This window comes from Mitsuaria sp. CC2 (assembly GCF_048957715.1).
Taxonomy (GTDB): Bacteria; Pseudomonadota; Gammaproteobacteria; order Burkholderiales; family Burkholderiaceae_C; genus Roseateles.
On the sequence record NZ_JARVXN010000005.1, the window covers coordinates 19,483 to 38,193 of the forward strand.

Annotated in this window: 18 protein-coding genes and 1 riboswitch; of the genes, 5 read left to right on the top strand and 13 right to left on the bottom strand. The window is 68.3% G+C overall.

Annotation, left to right across the window (positions count from 1 at the left end; translation table 11 throughout):
• Nucleotides 1-72 precede the first annotated feature (72 nt).
• Complete coding sequence (locus PV762_RS02645) at nucleotides 73-660, top strand: PAS domain-containing protein (RefSeq protein WP_421033470.1); 588 nt, start codon at nucleotides 73-75, stop codon at nucleotides 658-660.
• An 85-nt stretch (nucleotides 661-745) separates the two neighbouring features.
• Here the strand turns inward: PV762_RS02645 and PV762_RS02650 are convergent, their stop codons facing one another.
• Nucleotides 746-1,081, bottom strand: a complete 336-nt coding sequence (locus tag PV762_RS02650; RefSeq protein WP_421033471.1) for a hypothetical protein — start codon at nucleotides 1,079-1,081, stop codon at nucleotides 746-748.
• Here PV762_RS02650 and PV762_RS02655 point away from each other — a divergent pair.
• On the top strand, nucleotides 1,070-1,441 hold the full coding sequence (locus tag PV762_RS02655; protein ID WP_421033472.1) for a hypothetical protein: 372 nt from the start codon (nucleotides 1,070-1,072) through the stop codon (nucleotides 1,439-1,441). The genes PV762_RS02650 and PV762_RS02655 overlap by 12 nt on opposite strands.
• 72 nt (nucleotides 1,442-1,513) lie before the next feature.
• On the opposite strand, the gene garD is transcribed toward PV762_RS02655, so the two are convergent.
• From garD to kdgD, 4 genes are all read right to left on the bottom strand, one after another.
• Complete coding sequence (gene garD, locus PV762_RS02660) at nucleotides 1,514-3,091, bottom strand: galactarate dehydratase (protein WP_421033473.1); 1,578 nt, start codon at nucleotides 3,089-3,091, stop codon at nucleotides 1,514-1,516.
• Between the two features lie 80 nt (nucleotides 3,092-3,171).
• Nucleotides 3,172-4,524 carry an MFS transporter gene (locus tag PV762_RS02665; RefSeq protein ID WP_421033474.1) on the bottom strand — a complete coding sequence of 451 codons (1,353 nt, stop codon included), beginning with the start codon at nucleotides 4,522-4,524 and terminating at the stop codon, nucleotides 3,172-3,174.
• 134 nt (nucleotides 4,525-4,658) lie between these two features.
• Nucleotides 4,659-6,098, bottom strand: coding sequence for an aldehyde dehydrogenase family protein (locus tag PV762_RS02670; RefSeq protein ID WP_421033475.1), 1,440 nt, complete (start codon nucleotides 6,096-6,098; stop codon nucleotides 4,659-4,661).
• Nucleotides 6,098-7,012, bottom strand: coding sequence for a 5-dehydro-4-deoxyglucarate dehydratase (gene kdgD, locus PV762_RS02675; RefSeq protein WP_421033476.1), 915 nt, complete (start codon nucleotides 7,010-7,012; stop codon nucleotides 6,098-6,100). The genes PV762_RS02670 and kdgD overlap by 1 nt, the downstream gene beginning before the upstream one ends.
• A 328-nt stretch (nucleotides 7,013-7,340) precedes the next feature.
• Between kdgD and PV762_RS02680 the strand changes: the two genes are divergently transcribed.
• Both PV762_RS02680 and PV762_RS02685 read left to right on the top strand, forming a co-directional pair.
• The gene (locus PV762_RS02680; protein WP_421033477.1) at nucleotides 7,341-7,571 is read left to right on the top strand and encodes a hypothetical protein; all 231 of its coding nucleotides are present in this window, start codon (nucleotides 7,341-7,343) and stop codon (nucleotides 7,569-7,571) included.
• Between the two features lie 4 nt (nucleotides 7,572-7,575).
• Entirely contained in the window at nucleotides 7,576-8,934 is a 1,359-nt protein-coding gene (locus PV762_RS02685) for a DUF6895 family protein (protein ID WP_421033478.1), read from the top strand.
• A gap of 20 nt (nucleotides 8,935-8,954) precedes the next feature.
• Here PV762_RS02685 and PV762_RS02690 read toward each other — a convergent pair whose 3' ends face one another.
• The 8 genes from PV762_RS02690 to PV762_RS02725 form a co-directional block, all read right to left on the bottom strand.
• Nucleotides 8,955-10,292, bottom strand: coding sequence for a DUF4832 domain-containing protein (locus PV762_RS02690; RefSeq protein ID WP_421033479.1), 1,338 nt, complete (start codon nucleotides 10,290-10,292; stop codon nucleotides 8,955-8,957).
• Nucleotides 10,293-10,733: 441 nt separating this feature from the next.
• A complete protein-coding gene (locus PV762_RS02695; protein WP_421033480.1) occupies nucleotides 10,734-12,914 on the bottom strand; it encodes a flagellar biosynthesis protein FlhA in 2,181 nt (726 codons plus the stop codon).
• Nucleotides 12,911-14,059, bottom strand: a complete 1,149-nt coding sequence (flhB, locus tag PV762_RS02700; RefSeq protein ID WP_421033481.1) for a flagellar type III secretion system protein FlhB — start codon at nucleotides 14,057-14,059, stop codon at nucleotides 12,911-12,913. The genes PV762_RS02695 and flhB overlap by 4 nt, the downstream gene beginning before the upstream one ends.
• On the bottom strand, nucleotides 14,052-14,879 hold the full coding sequence (locus tag PV762_RS02705; RefSeq protein ID WP_421033482.1) for a flagellar biosynthetic protein FliR: 828 nt from the start codon (nucleotides 14,877-14,879) through the stop codon (nucleotides 14,052-14,054). The genes flhB and PV762_RS02705 overlap by 8 nt, the downstream gene beginning before the upstream one ends.
• Before the next feature lie 23 nt (nucleotides 14,880-14,902).
• A complete protein-coding gene (gene fliQ, locus PV762_RS02710) occupies nucleotides 14,903-15,172 on the bottom strand; it encodes a flagellar biosynthesis protein FliQ (protein ID WP_331613048.1) in 270 nt (89 codons plus the stop codon).
• Nucleotides 15,169-15,957: a flagellar type III secretion system pore protein FliP gene (fliP, locus tag PV762_RS02715; RefSeq protein WP_421033713.1), complete on the bottom strand. Its 789-nt coding sequence runs from the start codon at nucleotides 15,955-15,957 to the stop codon at nucleotides 15,169-15,171. The genes fliQ and fliP overlap by 4 nt, the downstream gene beginning before the upstream one ends.
• Nucleotides 15,958-15,959: 2 nt before the next feature.
• Nucleotides 15,960-16,301, bottom strand: a complete 342-nt coding sequence (locus PV762_RS02720; protein ID WP_421033483.1) for a FliM/FliN family flagellar motor switch protein — start codon at nucleotides 16,299-16,301, stop codon at nucleotides 15,960-15,962.
• A gap of 6 nt (nucleotides 16,302-16,307) precedes the next feature.
• Complete coding sequence (locus PV762_RS02725; RefSeq protein WP_421033484.1) at nucleotides 16,308-17,189, bottom strand: FliM/FliN family flagellar motor switch protein; 882 nt, start codon at nucleotides 17,187-17,189, stop codon at nucleotides 16,308-16,310.
• Between the two features lie 414 nt (nucleotides 17,190-17,603).
• A riboswitch (cyclic di-GMP riboswitch) is annotated at nucleotides 17,604-17,720 on the top strand.
• Between the two features lie 555 nt (nucleotides 17,721-18,275).
• Here PV762_RS02725 and PV762_RS02730 point away from each other — a divergent pair.
• On the top strand, nucleotides 18,276-18,623 hold the full coding sequence (locus tag PV762_RS02730; protein ID WP_421033485.1) for a flagellar hook-basal body complex protein FliE: 348 nt from the start codon (nucleotides 18,276-18,278) through the stop codon (nucleotides 18,621-18,623).
• The last annotated feature ends 88 nt before the right edge of the window (nucleotides 18,624-18,711 follow it).

The window sequence follows — 18,711 nt, forward strand, 5'->3', positions numbered from 1 at the left end:
CGGCTGCTTTCCCCCTCCGTCAGGGGGAACGCGCGTTGACCGTCGCTGGAGCGGGGCGCAAGATACCTCTTCATGGGGATCCGTCATGACGAAGTCAGGAACTGGCGGACGGCGGTCGAGCAGGGCGCCTTCGGTGTCTGGGACTTGAACCCGCCGCTGGAGCTGGTGCATTACTCGCCGCGCTGGAAGGCGCACCTGGGCTTTCCGCATCCGGACCGGCCCGACAGCACGGCGTTCTGGCGCTGCCGCGTCCATCCCGAGGACCTCGAGCCGATGATGCTGACCTTGCGGGCGCACTTCGACGGCTTCACCGACACCTACGAGCAGCGCTTCCGCCTGCGCAGCAACGGCTCAGGCTACCGCTGCGTGCTGGCGCGTGGCCGGGTGGTGCAGCGCGATCACCGCGGCAACGTGCAGCGGATGCTGGGGACGATGGTGGATCTGACGGTGCGGCCGTTCACGCCGTACCAGGACCGCTCCCTGGGCGAGCACCAGCCCATCGGCGCGATGGGGTGCACGCCGTTCCATGCGCTGCTCGGGTCGGGGCGCGCGGAGACCGCGGCGCATGAGCCACTGCCGGACGATGACACGGAACAGCTGCTGGACCAGTTGGCGGAGATCCTGGCGGTGTCGTTCAGGCAGGCGACGATGGTGCCCTGAGCAGTGGCTCTCATTCCTGCGCGGCCGACAGCGCATAAAAAAGGAGGAGCCTCGGCTCCTCCTTGAACACACGATCAGGACTGGATCAGAACGGGAAATCCGCCTTCTTGATCTTCACCCTGCGGCCATCTTCGTGATGCCACACGATGCCTTCAATCGGCTTGTCCCGCAGGTACGCCATCAGACCGGCAAAGGTCCTCGGAGCGTCCGTCAGCACATCCTCGCCGTGCGGGATGAGCACGTGCTCGGTGAGGTTCTCCGGATTCGCGCCGTGACGGGTGCCGATGCGCGGTCCGCAGACCTCGTAGGTGCCGTCCGGAATGCCTCGCGGATACCGCGTGGCAGCCGCCTGCACCGCCTCGTGGATGTAGCGCGAGTCCGGTCCCTCGGCCGCCACCCAGCCCGGCCAGTGGCCACTCACCGGGTCCGGATCCGGCTGAGCCGGGATGAACCCTGCGGGCGGCGTGCGACCGGTCTTGGCGTCGTACCGCTTGGAACCTTCATCCTCGGCGCGCTCCTGCTGACCTTCCTCGTCGCGCCCTGGCAGACGCCGTGGGATCTGACGCTGCTGCAGTGGAAGCTGGCGCCGTGGTCGGGCCTGCTCGCGACGACGCTGTACGGCCTGGCGGCCATCACCGTGGTGGGATGGGTCACCTTCCGCCTGGGACGTCCGGAGGTGCTCGCCGCACGCGCGGCGGCCGGCCTGAAGCGACGCGACATGCGCATCCCGCTGGCCATCGGCGTCAGCCTGGCGATCGGACTGGCCGTGGCCGTCCCGTGAAGGTGCAGTGGGTCGATCAGTAGCGCCGGACGCCGGGAGGGCTCGACGCGCGCCCGCCGTGGCCGGGTCGCCTCAAGTCACCGGCGCCGGATTGAACAGCACCAGCGCGTTGTGCAGCTTGTGCTGCTCCGCCCAGGTCTTGCGGCCTGAGGCCACGTCGAGCATCAGCCGGAACATCTCCCAGCCCATTTCCTGGATGGACTTCTCGCCGTCGGCGATCTGGCCGGCGTTGATGTCCATCAGATCGTGCCAGCGGCGCGCCAGGTCGCTGCGCGTCGCGACCTTGATCACCGGGCATTCCGCCAGGCCGTAGGGCGTGCCGCGGCCCGTCGTGAAGACATGCAGGTTCATGCCCGCGGCCAGCTGCAGCGTGCCGCAGATGAAGTCGCTGGCCGGCGTGGCCGCGTAGATCAGCCCGCGCTGCTCGCGCGTCAGCTTGTTGCCCGGCGACAGCACGCCCGAGATCGCCGAGCTGCCGCTCTTCACGATCGAGCCCATCGCCTTCTCGACGATGTTGGACAGCCCGCCCTTCTTGTTGCCCGGTGTGGTGTTGGCGCTGCGGTCGACGCTGCCGCGCTCCAGGTAGGCGTCGTACCAGGCCATCTCGCGCACCATCGCCTCCGCCACCTCGGGCGAGCTCGCGCGAGAGGTCAGCTGCGCGATGCCGTCGCGGACTTCGGTGTTCTCGCTGAACATCACCGTGGCGCCCGCGCGCACCAGCAGGTCCGCGCAGTAGCCCACCGTCGGATTCGCCGTGACGCCGGAGAACGCATCGCTGCCGCCGCACTGCACGCCGACCACCAGCTCCGACGCCGGCACCGTCACGCGGCGACGCTGGTTGAGGCGCTCCAGGTGGACGGTCGCCTGCGTCATCACCGAATCGATCATCGACATGAAACCGACGTGCTTCGCATCCTGCAGGCAGACGACGTCGAGCGCCTCCGCGGCGACGCCTTCCACGCCCTGGCCGCGCTGATCCGCGATCGGGATCACCCCCGGCGGCATCAGCCGCTCGGGCTGCAGCTTCTCGCAGCCCAGGCTGACCACCATCACCTCGCCGCCGAAGTTCGGGTTCAGACTGATGTTGCGCACCGTGCGGATCGGGATCACCGCGTCGGGCGCGTCGATCGCGACGCCGCAGCCGTAGGTGTGCGCCAGGCCGACGACGTCGTCGACGTTCGGGTACTTCGGCAGCAGCTCGCGCTTGATGCGGTCCACCGCGAACTCGACCACCCCCGACACGCATTGCACCGTCTGCGTGATCGCCAGGATGTTGCGCGTGCCCACCGAGCCGTCCGCGTTGCGGTAGCCCTGGAAGGTGTAGCCCTCGAGCGGTTCCTGCGCGGGCGCCTTCACCGTGGCCATCGGGAGGCCCTCGAGCTCGCGCGCCGGCGGCATGCGCAGCAGGCGTTCGTGCACCCAGCTGCCGGCCGGGATGTCCTGCAGCGCGTAGCCGATCGGCACGTTGTAGCGCAGCACCGCCGCGTCGGCCGGCAGGTCGACCAGCGCGACCTTGTGGCCCTGCGGCACGTGGTTGCGCAGCACCAGCCCGGAGGCCAGCACCGTGCCTTCGGGCAGTCCGCCGTCGTTGGCCACGATGGCGACGTTGTCAGCCTCGTGGATCTGGATGGTCAGCGGGGAGGTGATCATGGCGGTGTCCTGGGTCGATTCAACCTGGGGGAATGGGGAAGGGCGGGGGCGCGGTGCTCGGCGCCCTCCCGTCCGGACGTTCAGACGGGCTTCAATTCGACGCGTTTGATCTCGCCGACGATGAGCAGATAGCTTGCCACCGCGATCAGCGCGTGCGCGCCGACGAACACCAGCGCGCCGTTGAACGACTTCGTCGTCTGCACGATGTAGCCGATCACGATGGGCGTCACGATGCCCGCGACGTTGCCGAAGGTGTTGAACAGCGCGCCCGACAGGCCGGCGATCTCCTTGGGCGAGGTGTCCGACACCACCGCCCAGCCCAGGGCGCCCAGGCCCTTGCCGAAGAAAGCCAGCGCCATGATGCCGACCACGACGGCCTCGATGCCGACGTAGTTGCACGCGATCATCGAGGTCGACAGCAGCATGCCGACGACGATCGGCACCTTGCGGGCGAAGGTCAGCGAATGGCCGCGACGCAGCAGCCAGTCCGAGATCACGCCGCCCAGCACGCCGCCGGCGAAGCCGCAGATCGCGGGCAGCGCCGCGACGATGCCGGCGTTGAGCAGCGACATGCCGCGTTCCTTGACCAGGTAGATCGGGAACCAGGTCAGGAAGAAATAGGTGAGCACGTTCACGCAGTACTGCGCGATGTAGACGCCCATCAGCATGCGGTTGCCCAGCAGCTGCTTGAGGTAGCCGAGCTTGGGGCCGGACGCTTCCTTGGCCTTGCCGCTGGACAGCAGCGCGCCGCCGGACTCGATGTGCTCGCGTTCCGCGGCCGTGATGGTCGGATGATCGGCCGGGCTGTTGTACATGGTGCGCATCCACACCACGCTCATCACGATGCCCAGCGCGCCCATGAAGTAGAAGACCTCGGACCAGCCGACCGCGTGCACGATCCACGCCATGATGGGTGCGAACAGCACAGTGGCGAAGTATTGCGCCGAGTTGAAGATCGCCGAGGCGGTGCCGCGTTCCCTCACCGGGAACCAGGCGGCGACCATGCGGCCGTTGGCGGGGAAGGAGGGCGCCTCGGCCAGACCGACCATCAGGCGCATCAGGAACAGCGACGCGACGGCCAGCGGCAGGCCGAAGAGCATGGCGTCCATGCCCATGTGATGCACGCTGCCCTGCAGCATGGTGAACAGCGACCAGAGCAGGATGCTCCAGGCGTAGACCTGCTTGGCGCCGAACCTGTCGAGCAGCCAGCCGCCGGGCAGCTGGCCCAGCACGTAGGACCAGCTGAAGGCCGAGAAGATGAAGCCCATCTGGATCGAGTCGATGCCCAATTCCTTGGACAGGACGGGGCCGGCGACGCCGACCGTGGCGCGGTCCGCGTAATTCAGGACGGTCACGGCGAAGATCATCGCCAGCACGCCGAAGCGCGCGCGGCCGATGCCGCTCGTGGCCGAGGAGGAGAGGGATAACTGCATGTTGTCTCCGGAATCGTATCGAGGCCGGTCTGCGCCGGCTTGCCTGGGGGGAGGGCGGGCCGCCCCGCGGGGCCCGCCGATTCGGTCAGGGCACGGTGCGGGCCTGGAGCCCGCGCCGTGCCGTCATGCGTGGATCACGCCTGCGTGTAAGCGGTCTTGACCGTGGTGTAGAACTCGGCGGCGTAGCGGCCCTGTTCGCGCGGGCCGTAGCTCGACGACTTGCGGCCGCCGAAGGGCACGTGATAGTCGACGCCCGCCGTCGGCAGGTTGACCATCACCATGCCGGCCTGCGCGTGGCGCTTGAAGTGCGTCGCGTGCTTCAGCGAGGTCGTCGCGATGCCGGTGGCCAGGCCGAACGGCGTGTCGTTGGCCAGATGCAGCGCCTCGTCATAGTTCTTCGCCTTGATCACGCTGACGACCGGGCCGAAGACTTCTTCGCGGTTGATGCGCATGGCCGGGACGGTCTCGGTGAAGAGCGCCGGTGTCAGATAGAAGCCGGGCGCGCCCGCGCTGCTGCTGGCCACGGCGTCGCCGCCGGCGGCGAGCGTCGCGCCTTCCGCCTTGGCGATGGCGATGTACTCCAGGTCCTGCGCGAGCTGTCGCTCGTCGACGACCGGGCCGATGTCGGTACCGGCCTGGCGGGCGTCGTCGACCTTCAGCGTCTTCATGCGCTCGACCATGGCGGCCACGAAGCGGTCATGGATGCCTTCGGTCACGATCAGGCGCGACGACGCCGTGCAGCGCTGGCCGGTCGAGAAGAAGCCGCTGTTGATCGCGGCCGCGACGGCGATGTCGAGGTCGGCGTCGTCCAGCACGACGAACGGGTTCTTGCCGCCCATCTCCAGCTGGAACTTCGCACCGCGCGCGACGCAGGCCGCCGCGACGCGCTGGCCGGTGGCCACGCTGCCGGTGAAGCTGATGGCGTCCACGCCGGTGTTCTCGAGCAGCTCGGCGCCGACCTCGGAGCCGCGGCCCATGACAAGATTGAAGACGCCGTCGGGCAGGCCCGCGCGCTTGAGGATGTCGGCCAGGGCCCAGGCCGAGCCCGGCACCAGGTCGGCCGGCTTGAGCACCACGCTGTTGCCGAAGGCGAGGGCGGGGGCGATCTTCCAGGCCGGGATCGCGATCGGGAAGTTCCACGGCGTGATCAGGCCGACGACGCCGATGGGCTCGCGCGTCACCTCGACGCCGACGCCGGGACGCACGGATGGCACGACCTCGCCGCCGACGCGCAGCGCCTCGCCGGCGAAGAACTTGAAGATGTTGCCGGCGCGGGCGACTTCGCCGATCGCTTCGGGCAGCGTCTTGCCTTCCTCGCGGGCGAGCAGGTCGCCGAGCTCCGCGCGGCGCGCGAGGATCTCGGCGCCTGCGGCGTCGAGCACGTCGAAGCGCTGCTGCGGCGTCGCCAGGCTCCACTTGCCGAAGGCGTTGCGCGCGGCGGCGATCGCGGCGCGGGTCTGCGTCACGTCGGCCTGGGCGTACTCGCCGACCACGTCGCGCGTGTCGCTCGGGTTGATGTTGCGGGACGCGCGGGGGCCGTCGACCCACTCGCCGTTGATGAGGTTCTTGAACATTACTGCGGACCCAGCTTGGAGATCAGGGCGCCCAGCTCGTCGACTTCGGCGGGCTTGAGGTCGGACAGCGGCGGGCGCACCGGGCCGGCGGTGTGGCCGATGAGGGTGGCGCCGGCCTTGACGATGGAGACCGCGTAGCCGTGGCCCTTGTTGCGCAGGGCGATGTAGGGCAGGAAGAACTCCTGGATCAGGCGGTCCGTCGTGGCGGTGTCGCCGGCGGCGTGGGCGTTGTAGAAGTCGATGGCGGTCTTCGGGATGAAGTTGAAGACGGCCGACGAGTACACCGGGCAGCCCATGGCCCGGTAGGCGCCGGCGAAGACCTCGGCGGTGGGCAGGCCGCCCAGGTAGCTGAAGCGGTCGCCCAGGGTCTGGCGGATGGAGACGAAGGATTCGATGTCGCCGAAGCCGTCCTTGAAGCCGATCAGGTTGGGGCAGGTGTCGGCCAGCTTGAGCAGCGATTCGGGCGTCAGGCGGCAGGCGCCGCGGTTGTAGACGATGACGCCGAACTTGACGCTGCGGCACACGGCCTGCACGTGGGCGACCAGGCCCTCCTGCGACGCTTCGGTCAGGTAGTGCGGCAGCAGCAGGATGCCCTGGGCGCCCAGGCGCTCGGCTTCCTGCGCGTACTGGATGGCGACCCTGGTCGGGCCGCCGGCGCCCGCGATGATGGGCATGCGGCCCTTGCAGGTCTCGACGGCGACGCGGATGACGTCGCTGTATTCCCTGGGTTCGAGCGAGAAGAACTCGCCGGTGCCGCCGGCGGCGAACAGGGCGGTGGCGCCGTAAGGCATCAGCCATTCCAGGCGCTCGGCGTAGGGCTTGGGCGCGAAGTTCAACTGGGCGTCGAAGTCGGTCAGCGGGAACGACAGCAGGCCGTGGGAAATGGTCGCTTTGAGGTCTTGGGGCGAGGTCATGAGGGGCTTGTCTCCGTGGCTACAACAGCGCTGGAACCGTCATCGCATTTGAATTGGTACCGGTACCAGCGTGAGCGGATGGTAGCGAGCAGGACATCCCGGTTCAAGAGCGATGTCGTACAACTGCGGGTAATTACCTAATCGATCTTCGCGCAGCCATCCCCCGATGGAGGGCGCTCATTCGCGGGCGCCCATTGGAGGGACCCCTTCAGAGGGAGGAGACCTAGGGGTAGTGGGCGGCGGGAGCGCCACCTACAACCGGTAGGCGATCGAGGGGAAGCAGTCCGCTTTGTTCCCGATGCGCCAAGGCATTACCTAGGAGTCAGCCATGAGAACCGAAGCGAGAACCGCATTCCAGCAGCAGGTCATCGAAGCGCTCGTCGAGAGCAAGGCCATCAACATCGACGCGGTGAGCGCGACCTTCGCCAAGTTCGGCGAACGCGCCCTGCTGCAGGGCGAGCCGCTGGTCACCATCATCAACCGCCACGCCATCTGGAACTGCGGCTGGCCCGGACCGGAGCTCGACATCCTGCGCAACGGCCCGCAGCTGCGCGGGTGAGGCCATGAGCGCGGTCGTCTCGATGCCCGTGGTCCGGCCGGTGGTGGGCAGGCGGTCGGTCGCGGCCCGACGTCGGGACGACCTGCTCGGCCGGGTGCACCTCGCGGTGCGCCTGGCCCGGAGAAGCTTGAAGTCGGCCGTGGCGGCCGCGGAGGAGGCGTCGGGGGGGACGTCGGGGGAGGTGCCTGCGACAGGCGGCCCGGAACAGCCGGCCGCGCTGGTGCTGGGGAAGGTCGTCGGCGAGGCCGCGATGCTGCTGCGCACGACGGCGCCCCTGCGCGGCGAGGACGAGACGCTCGATGTCGAGTCCCGGCTGCTCGCGGTGCAGCTCGTGGCGCAGGCGCGCGGGGCGCGGGTGCGGGAGCGCCTGTGCAACGACGCCGGTCGAGCGCTGGAGCATGCGTCGGCGCATCTGTTCCTGGGCGACGCCGGGTACCCGGACGAGGCCTTCGACCGGTTGCTCCACGACATCCTCGACGGCGAGGATGCCTGCGGTCCGGAACGCCTGCCGAATCACCAGCTCGAATGCGCCTGGCTCGACCAGATCCGGCGCGGTCGGGTCGATGTCGAGCCGATCGATGAGGAACTGCTGGTCGCCACCTGCATCGGGTGGCCGCTCGACGTGCTGGGCTGCTCCACGCTGGACCTCTACATGTTCACGCACGTGGTGATGTACGCCTCCGACATGGGGCGGCGTACGGTGCCTCTGCCGCGCCCGGTCGAGGACATCCTCGCCGAAGCGGAAGCGGGTCTGGCCGCGGCGCTCGATGCGGACAACTTCGATCTGGCGGCGGAGCTGCTGTGGACCTGGCCGATGTTGCGGCAGCCGTGGAGCGCGGCGGCGATCTTCGCGTTCGAGCTGCTGGCGCGGGTGCAGGATGAGCACGCGTTCCTGCCGGGACCGCACTACGCGCGGTGGGCGGGATCGCCGGCGTCCGGCCTCGCGCATGAGGACGTGGTCATGCGGACCTCGTATCACGCGACGCTCGTGATGGGCATGTTGTGCGCGATCACGCTGCAGCCTGGCGCGGCACCGGTGTCCGCGGAGCGGTCCGTGGCCATCGGACGGCGGATCGACGGCGACCTGCTCGATGTCCTGCCGCCCAGGACGACGATGCCTCGATGGCAGCGCGACTTCGCGGCGCTCGATGAACGCGAGCGCGCGTCGTTGACGTCGTTGTGCTTCAGTGTGTGGTTCCGTCGCGCGGCGTCCGCGAATGACATTCCGCGACTGCGCGCAGCGCTGGCCGCGACGCTGGAGCACGACGACTGCGACGGGCCGTCGGCGCATCAGGCCTTGCGACGTCTTCAGCGCATCACGGCCATCGGCCGCCTGCAGGCGGAATCGATGGCTTCGCGCTGATCGCAGTCAACAACACCCGGTCACTTCACGTCGATGACGGTGCCGAGCGAGAAGGCCCCCAGGGTGGCATCCCAGCGTTGTCCCGACGCGGCGTTGTCCGCATTGGCCCAGCGGATCGCGAAGCGCGCATCGTTGGCCAGACGCGTGTCGCCGTCGGGCAAGGCCACGCTGACCTGATAACGACCGGTCGGCAGATCGGCCGGCACGGACGCGGCGAGCGTCGCCGCCTGATCGACGCCGCTCGGCAGCCACGTGCGCGGATCCGCGCCCGAGGCATCGATGCGACGCACCTCGCCGCTCGTGGCGTTCTTCAACACGAATTGAACGCCGCGCGGATTGAACACCCGCGCCCAGCCGTCGTTGCGCAACTCCAGCTTCAGACTCAAGGACTGGCCCCGCGCGACGGACGCCGCGTGCGACACCTTCATCAGCGCCAGCCGATAGCCCATCTTCCGGCGCACTTCGGCCATGCAGCCGCCTTGCACCCACTTGTCGTGGAAGGCGGTGCGGTAGTACTCGTCATTGAGGTAGGTGAGGTTGTAGCGCGCGCCCTCGGCGAGGATGTCGGCGCATTGGCTGCGCGGCACGGCGCCGGCTTCGTCGGCCGGGTTGCAGGTCTCGCCGCCGAAGGGTGCGAGGTCGCCAAGCCGGTCGACGTAGTCGCGCTGTTTCGTCGCGGTGGTCGCGTTGTCGTCATAGGTGCCGACATCCGTCTTGCTCGCCAGGAAGCAGTCGTTGTGCACGCCCACCCGCAGGCCGCCGGCCAGCACCGCGCTCAAGTTCGGCAGCGTCGGCGTGCCGTCCATCACATACGGCGGATAACGCAGCTGGATGAACCGGCTCGCCGGCAGCGCGGCGAGCAACGCATCGCGGATCTGGTTGCGGCTGGCCGCCGCGGTCAGGTTGTTGGAGGAGGTGTGCCACTCGCCCCACGCGCCGATGAAGCCTGCCTGCATGAACGCGATCACGTCGGCGTTGCGCTGCAGCACCGGCTTGAACTGCGTGATGTGTGCGAGCACGCGGGACAGCGGCGCGTCCTTGGCGTTCTGGTAGTCGACCTCGGACTCGGGGTAGTTGTAGACAGCGCGGATCACCAGCTTCACGCCGGCGGCGCGCGCATGCTCGAACGCCGTCTCGACCTGCGCGAGCAGTGCCGGGGTCAGGTCTGAACCGCGATAGGCGGACAGGTCCAGCTTGGAGAACAGCAGGCGATAGCCCGCCTTGTAGGCGTCGTCGGCGTCGGCGCGGGTGAACGTGTCGAGGTTGGACCAGGTCCACCGGTAGAAGCCGCGCTCGGGGTTGGGGAGGTCGGCGTCGGTCGCGGTGAAGGTGGCGGCCGTCTGGGGATCGTCCGCCACGGCAGGAGGCACGGGAGCAGGTGTCGGCGTGGTGGTCGGCGTTTCCGGATTCTGCGGAGTTGTCGGCGTTGTTGGTGTCGTCGGCGTAGTCGGCGAGCTGGCCCCAGTCGGTGGCGGAGTGGTTGCCACCGGCGGCGGCGAGGCTTCACTCGACCCCGATCCGCCTCCGCAGGCCGTGAGGATCGCCAGCGAGAACGCCGCGGCGATCGGGCTCATGCCCGTGAACGGACGGCGGAGGAGGCGTTGCTTCTGCATGGAGGCGGCTCATTGGCTGGTTTGTTGCCAATGTATTTCTGCAGAAGCCGCGACGGCTGTTGCACCGCGCAACAGAGTGCTTCGCGGGCGACCGTTGGAAAAAGTCTTTCGAGGTTTCAAGGGGCGAAAGCTGGATGGCGGAGGCCCGGGGGAAGCACACCCGAAGGCGGAAGGGGCGTCTAGCACTCACCCCAGCGTCCCCACCACCGCAATCTCCTTCTGATCCGGCACCTCGTTGTAGGAGAGCACGGCCAGCCCGGGCGCGAAGAGCCGGGCGTAGCGCGCCAGCAGCGGCCGCACCTGCGGCATGACGAGCAGCGCCGGCGGCGCGCCCAGCGACTTCATCTGATCCCGCGCCCCCGGCATGTGCTGCTGCAGCTGCGACAGCAGCTGCGGATCCACCGGATAGCTGTCCAGCTGCACCTTCGCGCCGCCGGCGCGCGCCTGGTTCAACGCGTTCAACAGGTGGTTCTCCAGATCGCTGCCGAGGTTGAACACCTTCAGCGCGCTCAAGGCCCCTTGCGGCCCCTGCAGCTGCGACACGATCTGGCGCTTCAAGGCGCAACGCACCTCCGCCGCCAGCAGCACCGGATCCTTGGTCGCCTCCGCGTTCTCGACCAGCGTCGACGCAATGCTCTGGATGTCCTTCACCGCTACCCCCTCGGCCAGCAGCAGCCGCATCACCTTCAGCAGCTGCGCATGCGTGTAGGCCTTGTCCAACGCGCCGCCCAGCTTGGGCGCGATCGCGTTCAGGCGCTCCATCAGCGCGGCGATGTCGTCGAACTTCAGCAGCTCCGGCAACTGCTCGCGCAGCACCTTCGAGACGTGGGTCGCGATCACGCTCGCCACGTCCACCACCTGGTAACCCAGCCCCAGCGCGTGCGCCTTGTGTCCGGCCTCGATCCACGTGACCGGCATCGCATACGCCGGGTCGAAGCCGGGAATCCCGTCCACGTCGCCCCACACCTGGCCCGACGCGATCGCCATCAGCCGGTCCGGATAGACCTCCGCCTGCGCCACCACCGCGCCGCTCAGCGAGATCGCGTACTGACTCGGCTTCAGCGACAGGTCGTCCCGCACCGCCAGCGTCGGCAGCAGCACGCCCAGCGTTTCGCTCAGCGACTGCCGCATCCCCCGCACCCGCGCCTGCAGCGGCGCGCCCTGCGCCGGATCGATCAGTCCGACCAGCTTGTAGCCCAGGCTCACCGACACCGCCTCCACCACCGGCAGCGCGCGCCAGTCGATCTCCGGCGGCGTGCCGGCGACCAGCGCGCTCTCCACCGGCGCGGCCGGCTGGATGCGGTCGCGCGAGCGGTCGCCCATCCGCCACGCCGCATAGGCCAGCGCCACCGCGAACGCGCCGAAGGCCAGCCACGGCATGCCCGGAATCAGCGCCAGCACGCCCATCACGCCCGCCGCGCTGGTCAGCACCTGCGGTGACGCCAGCATCTGGTCGCTGACCTGCTGCTCGAACTCGCCCGAATCGCTCACCCGCGTCACGATGATCGCGGCCGCCGCCGACAGCAGCAGCGCAGGGATCTGCGCGACCAGGCCATCGCCGATCGTCAGCAGGCCGTACTGGCGGATCGCCTCGCCGAGCGACAGCCCGTGCATCAACGCGCCGATCGCGACGCCGCCCACCAGGTTGATCAGCAGGATCAGGATGGACGCGATCGCGTCGCCGCGCACGAACTTGCTCGCGCCGTCCATCGCGCCGTAGAAGTCCGCCTCGGTACCGACTTCCTGGCGGCGCTTCTGCGCCTGGTCCTGGTTGATCAGGCCGGCGTTGAGGTCGGCGTCGATCGCCATCTGCTTGCCGGGCAGCGCGTCCAGCGTGAAGCGCGCCGACACCTCCGAGATCCGTTCCGCGCCCTTGGTGACGACGATGAAGTTCACCACCATCAGGATCACGAAGACCACCAGGCCGACGATGAAGTTGCCGCCGATGACCACGTTGCCGAAAGCCTCGATCACCTTGCCCGCCGCGTGCGTGCCCTCGTGCCCGTGCAGCAGCACCACGCGCGTGGAGGCGACGTTCATCGACAGCCGCATCAGCGTCGTCGCCAGGATCACGCTCGGGAAGATCGAGAAGTCCAGCGGCCGCCTGCTGTTGACGCTGACCAGGATCACCACCAGCGACAGCACGATGTTGAAGGTGAACAGCACGTCCAGCAGCACCGGCGGCAGCGGCAGGATCACCATCGCCAGGATGGCCAGCAGGAACAGCGGCGCCGCCACGCGCAGGTCGCGCAGCTGCTGGCCGAGGCGTCCGAAGCGTCCCGCGTTGGCGGCCCCGGCGGAGCGCGAGGAAGCGGCGGACGCGGACGTCGTGGACGATGTGGCGGAGGAGGGCGGAGAGGACTTCATTCGGACTCCGGATCGGAGAGATGGCGCGGCACCGGCAGGTCGCCCGCCAGGCTGGGTTCGGTGGGACGGCGGCCCGCGTGGAAGGCCTTCAGCTGCATCACGTAGCTGAGCACCTGCGCGACCGCCTGGTACAGCGACGCGGGAATCTGCTGCTGCACCTGCGCGCTGTTGTAGAGCGCGCGCGCCAGCGGCGGCAGCTCCAGCAGCTGCACGCGGTGCTCGCGCGCCAGCGAGCGGATGTAGAGCGCCATCTCGTCGACGCCCTTGGCGACGACGTAAGGCGCTTCCGCTTTCGTGCTGTCGTAGCGCAGCGCGACCGCGTAGTGCGACGGGTTGACGATGACGACGTCGGCCTCGGGCACGGACTTGCGGATGCTGCGCCGCGCCAGCTGCTGCTGCAACTGCCGGATGCGCTGGCGCACCTCGGGCCGGCCTTCGTTCTGCTTGTATTCCTCCTTGACCTCCTGCTTGCTCATGCGTTGGTTGCGCAGGAACAGCAGGCGCTGCAAGGGCACATCGATCAGGGCGTAGAAGGCGAGCACCGCCGCGAGCGTCAGCAGCCCGTCCATCACCAGCGAGGCCGCGCGGGCCAGCGCCATCGGCAGGCTCAGCCCCTGCAGCTGCACATACTGCGCCGCGTAGGCGGTCGTCAGCCAATACAGCACGGCGAGCACGCCGCCCGTCTTCATCAAGGTCGCGGCGAGCTCGGTGTAGTGCTTCGCGCTGAAGAGCCGGCCGAGGTTGCTCAGTGGATTGAGCTTCGAGAACTTGGGCGCCCATTGCGAAGGCGTGAACACGATGCCGCCGCCCAGCTGCGTCGCGAGGATCACCGCCGCGGGCAGCGCCAGCAACGGCATCACCATCGTCGCGAGCAGCCACAGCGACTCCTGCGCGGCCTCGCCCCAGAGCGCGTCCAACCCCTGCAACGCATCGTCGCCGCCCAGCGGCGCGAGCGCCAACCGGAACAGCCGCGCGAAGTCCTCCAGGTAGGACGGCGCGATCATCATCAGCAGCTTCAGTCCGACCAGCAGGCCGACCGCCGCGCCGATGTCCTTGCTGCGCGCGACCTGACCTTGCTCGCGCGCCTTGCGCAGCTTCTGCTCGGAGGCCTTCTCGCTCTTGTCGGCGGTGTCGGATTCAGCCATGCAGGCCTCCCGGTCCGATCATGCCGACGACGCCTGCCGCCTCGGGCACGCCGCGCATGCCTTGCTCCAGCATCCGCAGCAGCTGCTGCGTCATGCGCAGGTAGTGCGCCGGCACGTGGGCCAGCATCTGCGTCAGCATGAACAGCCCGAAGAGCGTGACCAGCGAGTAGCCCAGCGAGAACAGGTTGAGCGTCGGCGCCACGCGGTTCAGGAAGCCCATGCCCAGCTGCACGACCAGTGTCGCGGCCACCACCGGCATCGCCAGCAGCAGCGCCGCCGAGAACACCCACGCGAGGTTGTAGGCGAGGTTCTGCAAGGTCAGCAGCGACAGCCCGGCGCCCAGGGGCCAGGCGCGGAAGCTCTCGCCAAGCACGGCAGTGAACAGCAGGTGGCCGTCCATGCCGAAGAAGGCGAGCACGCACAGGATGTTGAGCAGCGCGCCGACGACGTCCGACGAGCTCCCGTTGATCGGATCGTTCATCACCGCCATCGCCAGTCCGAGCTGCGACGACAGCAGGAAGCCCAGGACCCCGATCACCGCGATCGCCAGATGGAAGGTGAGGCCCATGGTCAGCCCGAGGATCACCTGCTCGGCGGCGGCCAGCACGCCCTGCATCGAGAAGACCGGGATGTGCATGGCGGTCGATTGCGCGATCGGCATCATCACCACCGCCAGCACCAGCGACAGCAGCACACGCGCCGACATCGGCATGCCGGCGTCGCCCATGGTTGGCGCGGCCGCGAGCATCGCCAGGATGCGGCAGAAGGGCCACCACAGCGCGCTGAGCCACGCGGTGAGCTGGCCGAAGTCGATGTCCACGGGGCGCCTCCCGACGAGTCCTGCTACGACGCCAGCTGCGCCGCGCGCTCGAAGATCGAGACGCAATAGTCCATCAGCAGGCCCACCATCCAGCGGCCCGCCAGACCCAGCACCAGCAGCGTCACCAGCAGCCGCGGCAGGAAGGCCAGCGTCTGCTCGTTGATCTGCGTCGCGGCCTGGAACAGCGCCACGACCAGGCCCGTCACCAGCCCCGGCAGGATGAGCACCAGCACCAGCAGCATGGTCAGGTGCAGGCTCTCGCCGATCAGGTCGGCCGCGATCTCGGGCGTCATCCCGCCACCCCGCGCACGCTGGACACCAGCGTGTTCACCGTCAGCGTCCAGCCGTCCACCAGCACGAACAGCAGCAGCTTCAGCGGCAGCGAGATCACCAGCGGCGACAGCATCATCATCCCCATCGCCATCAGCACCGAGGACACGACCAGGTCGATCACCAGGAAGGGGATGAAGAGCATGCAGCCGATCTGGAACGCGGTCTTCAGCTCCGACAGCGTGAAGGCGGCCAGCTTCACCGGGAAGCTGTGGTCCTCGGGTCGGGCGACGTCCGTTTCCCCCGCCAGCTGCGCGATCTGGGCCAGCGCGCTCTTGCCGGTCTGCGCCAGCATGAAGCGCGACACCGGCTTCTCCGCGATCGCCAGCGCCTGCATCAGCGTGATGCGGTCGCTGTCGTAGGGCAGCATCGCCTGCTCATAGACCTGCGTGCCGATGGGCTTCATCACGAGGATCGTCAGGATCAGCGCGATGCCGGTCACCAGCCGGTTCGGCAGGCCCTGCTGCAGGCCCAGCGCCTGGCGCAGCAGCGACAGCACGATCACGAAGCGGGTGAAGCTCGTCATCATCAGCACCAGCACGGGCAGCAGCCCGAGCAGCGTCATGATGACCAGCACCTGCGTCTTCAAGGTGAAGTCGCCGCCACCGGCGCCCGCGCCGGCGATGCGGATGGCCGCCGTCGCCGGCTCCGCCCCGACCGACGCGAGCGCGATCAGGCCGCCCAGCGCGACCAGCCTGAACGTCCACGGGCGGCGCCGCACACGTTCGGCGGCGGTCGCGTCGTCCATCGTCATGACCCCAGCCGGTCCAGGTCCAGGCCGTCGATGTCCAGCACGCGCAGCGCGTGGCTGTCGCCGCTGACGACGACCTCGGCATGGCCGATCGGCGTGCCGTTCACCTTGATCACCAGCGGCGCGCCGGCCAGCGTGTCGAGCTCGACGACGCTGTCGGCCTGCAGCTGCGCCAGGTCATGCAGCGACACGCGCGCCTCGCCGACCTCCAGCGTCAGCGTGACCGGGATCTTGCGCATCAGCGCGGGCAGGTCGCGGCCGGCGGGGCGGGACTCGACCATCCGGGCGTCTTCCGCCATCGGTTCGTCGAGCAGGCCGGCGATCAGATCGGTATCGCTCATCATCAATCACTCCAGGTCTTGGAAAGAGGTCAGGCACAACTTGCCCTGGTGTTCGGCCACGGCCGCGCTCATCAGCGGCGAGCCCTCGACCATCACGGTCGCGTCGGCCAGCCGGATGGGGATCAGCGCCCCTGGGCGCAGGTCCAGCACCGCGCCCAGGTCCAGCGCTCGCTCGAGCAGACGCGCCTGCAGCGTCAGGGCCAGGCGATGGTCCAGCGCTTGCTGTTGCGCTGGCGGACGCGAGGGACGGTGCTGCGCGGACAACTGGCGCAGCAGCGGCAGCAGGTAGGCGCCGGCCAGGGCCAGCGAGATCGCGGCTTCCTGATCGCCGTCGCGCAGCGAGGCGACCAGCTCCCAGCCGTCGGGGCCGAAGGCGGGCAGGGTGCCCCCCTGAAGCGGCGGCAGATCGTTCTCGAGGGGCAGGTCTTGCCTGGCGTCGCCGTCCGGACGCGAGGCCTGCGCGAGCCACGACACGCACAGGCTGGCGAACTGCCCGGCGAGCAGGTGCAGCAATCGATCCTCGGTCGCGGTGGGCGGCGTGCCGGCGGTCGCCAGCGCGGTGTCCGCGCCCAGGCCGAGCCGCCTGGCCATCAGCGCCAGCACCAGCGGCCGGTCGATGCGGCAGGCCAGCAAGCCGGCCGGGCCGGCGGCCCGCAGCCAGCGCAGCGCATCGCCCGCGTCCCGAGACGCGTCCGGCAGCGGACGCAGCGTCAGCGCCTGCAGTTCGTAGCGGCTGTGATAACGGCGGTTCCACGGCTGCACGAGCAGGCGCTGCAGCGCCTCGCGCAGGCGCTGGGCCACCTGCGGCAGCAGGTGCACCGGGCGGCCCAGGCTGCGCGGATCGAGCGCGGCGGGCCGGTGTGTCTGAGCGGTCGGTGACGGGGTCATCTGGTGATACAGAAAATGAAAGTGGCGTTTCGTAAAAACTGCGCGGAAAGAGCGCATAACCCATGAATTCTAGGAATCGATGGAGATTTCGGCCAGCATTGGAACTGCTGCCTCGAATCATGCGGGTAATAAATCACAAACCGACGATCGCGAATCGCACATTGCAAAATATGTCCGATTAAGTGCTGTCGGCGGACAGTCGCTGAATACCCCGGAGGGCGCGGGGTGGATTGTTCTGTCACATTTATCAATACCGAAACAGAATCGACTTATTTCAAGGCGAATGCGCGAACTGCGGATCGCCATTCCGGGAATATCAGCGGCGATTCGTGACATCCGTCACAGTGTCGTACGCTGTTTTGGTGCGGTGCAAAATGGCTTCTTGTTGCGCACCCTCACAGTGGCTACAGTCCGGACACATCAGGGCACACCCGAGCGAAAGCCGGGGTCGCAAAGCCTCCGGTCTACCGTCGGGCGCTCGCTGGAAACTCTTCCAGCCGGACGCCGGACCACGATAGCGGGGTTGCCAGACCTGAGTCTGCGAGCTGCGTGACGCGTGGTTCAAAGGCGCTCGCCTGCCAGGCCCCACCCGGGCTTGTTGTGACCCTGCCTGCCCTCGCCGAGGTGCGCCCGTCTTGCAGAGAGAGGACGGACATGGTCATTCACAGACATCTTTTCATTCCCTGAACCGGCCCGCGACGGGGCGATCGGACTGCCGTCCGCGTGTCTCGCCGAGCCCGAATGCGGTCGCGCCGCCGCATCGGTTCCGGATATTCACCAGACCAACGACGAATCAATAATCGCTGCCGATTTGGCGCGAGGGAGATGTTTTGTCCGAAATGCTGGGAATGAAACTGTCTGTAAATATCAAAAGAATGTCGCCGCAAAAATACGAGCCGCCGACGCGGTGACAAATAGAAAAGCGACATTCAAGTCCGGCGTGAATCTCCGCAACGGAGATTGAAGACAGAGCTGGTCAAGCCGGTCCATTCACCAAAGGGAATGGACGGATAAGGTCAACGAATGGTCACGGGAAAACCCGCGCCGTCTGGCGTGGTCAGGTCCCTTATTGCCCGGAGAAAAAGTATGTCGGCTGTGATGCTCAATGCCGCCATCGGCCAATCGTCGATGGAGTCCCTGCTGAAACAGGATGCGGTGCGCCTGCAGCAGGACGCGCAAGCGCTTTCGCAGGGCGTCGTCCCAGGTTCCACCCATAACCAAAACGAGATCGGCTTCGAGCAGGTGCTGCGACGGGTGGACGACCGCGACCAGGCCGCCGCTGCCCGCATGGAAGCGGTCGAGCGCGGCGAGAGCGACGACCTCGTCGGCGCGATGCTCGCCAGCCAGGAAGCCAGCCTGTCCTTCTCGATGCTCATGCAGGTCCGCAACAAGGTCGCGGGCGCCGTGGACGAGCTGATCAAGATGCAGCTCTGAGGCCTGCGGGACGCACACGATGAACGAGCTGCAGACCCTCCAGAACGCGACCGGCGCGTCCGGCGACGGCACGCCCGCGTGGCGCCGC

Excerpts from the sequence above, each read along its gene's own strand:
- PV762_RS02645 (WP_421033470.1), top strand. The coding sequence starts at position 73 with ATGGGGATCCGTCATGACGAAGTCAGGAACTGGCGGACGGCGGTCGAG.
- garD (WP_421033473.1), bottom strand. The coding sequence starts at position 3,091 with ATGATCACCTCCCCGCTGACCATCCAGATCCACGAGGCTGACAACGTC.
- PV762_RS02665 (WP_421033474.1), bottom strand. The coding sequence starts at position 4,524 with ATGCAGTTATCCCTCTCCTCCTCGGCCACGAGCGGCATCGGCCGCGCG.
- PV762_RS02670 (WP_421033475.1), bottom strand. The coding sequence starts at position 6,098 with ATGTTCAAGAACCTCATCAACGGCGAGTGGGTCGACGGCCCCCGCGCG.
- kdgD (WP_421033476.1), bottom strand. The coding sequence starts at position 7,012 with ATGACCTCGCCCCAAGACCTCAAAGCGACCATTTCCCACGGCCTGCTG.
- PV762_RS02680 (WP_421033477.1), top strand. The coding sequence starts at position 7,341 with ATGAGAACCGAAGCGAGAACCGCATTCCAGCAGCAGGTCATCGAAGCG.
- PV762_RS02685 (WP_421033478.1), top strand. The coding sequence starts at position 7,576 with ATGAGCGCGGTCGTCTCGATGCCCGTGGTCCGGCCGGTGGTGGGCAGG.
- PV762_RS02695 (WP_421033480.1), bottom strand. The coding sequence starts at position 12,914 with ATGAAGTCCTCTCCGCCCTCCTCCGCCACATCGTCCACGACGTCCGCG.
- flhB (WP_421033481.1), bottom strand. The coding sequence starts at position 14,059 with ATGGCTGAATCCGACACCGCCGACAAGAGCGAGAAGGCCTCCGAGCAG.
- fliQ (WP_331613048.1), bottom strand. The coding sequence starts at position 15,172 with ATGACGCCCGAGATCGCGGCCGACCTGATCGGCGAGAGCCTGCACCTG.
- fliP (WP_421033713.1), bottom strand. The coding sequence starts at position 15,957 with ATGGACGACGCGACCGCCGCCGAACGTGTGCGGCGCCGCCCGTGGACG.
- PV762_RS02720 (WP_421033483.1), bottom strand. The coding sequence starts at position 16,301 with ATGAGCGATACCGATCTGATCGCCGGCCTGCTCGACGAACCGATGGCG.
- PV762_RS02725 (WP_421033484.1), bottom strand. The coding sequence starts at position 17,189 with ATGACCCCGTCACCGACCGCTCAGACACACCGGCCCGCCGCGCTCGAT.
- PV762_RS02730 (WP_421033485.1), top strand. The coding sequence starts at position 18,276 with ATGTCGGCTGTGATGCTCAATGCCGCCATCGGCCAATCGTCGATGGAG.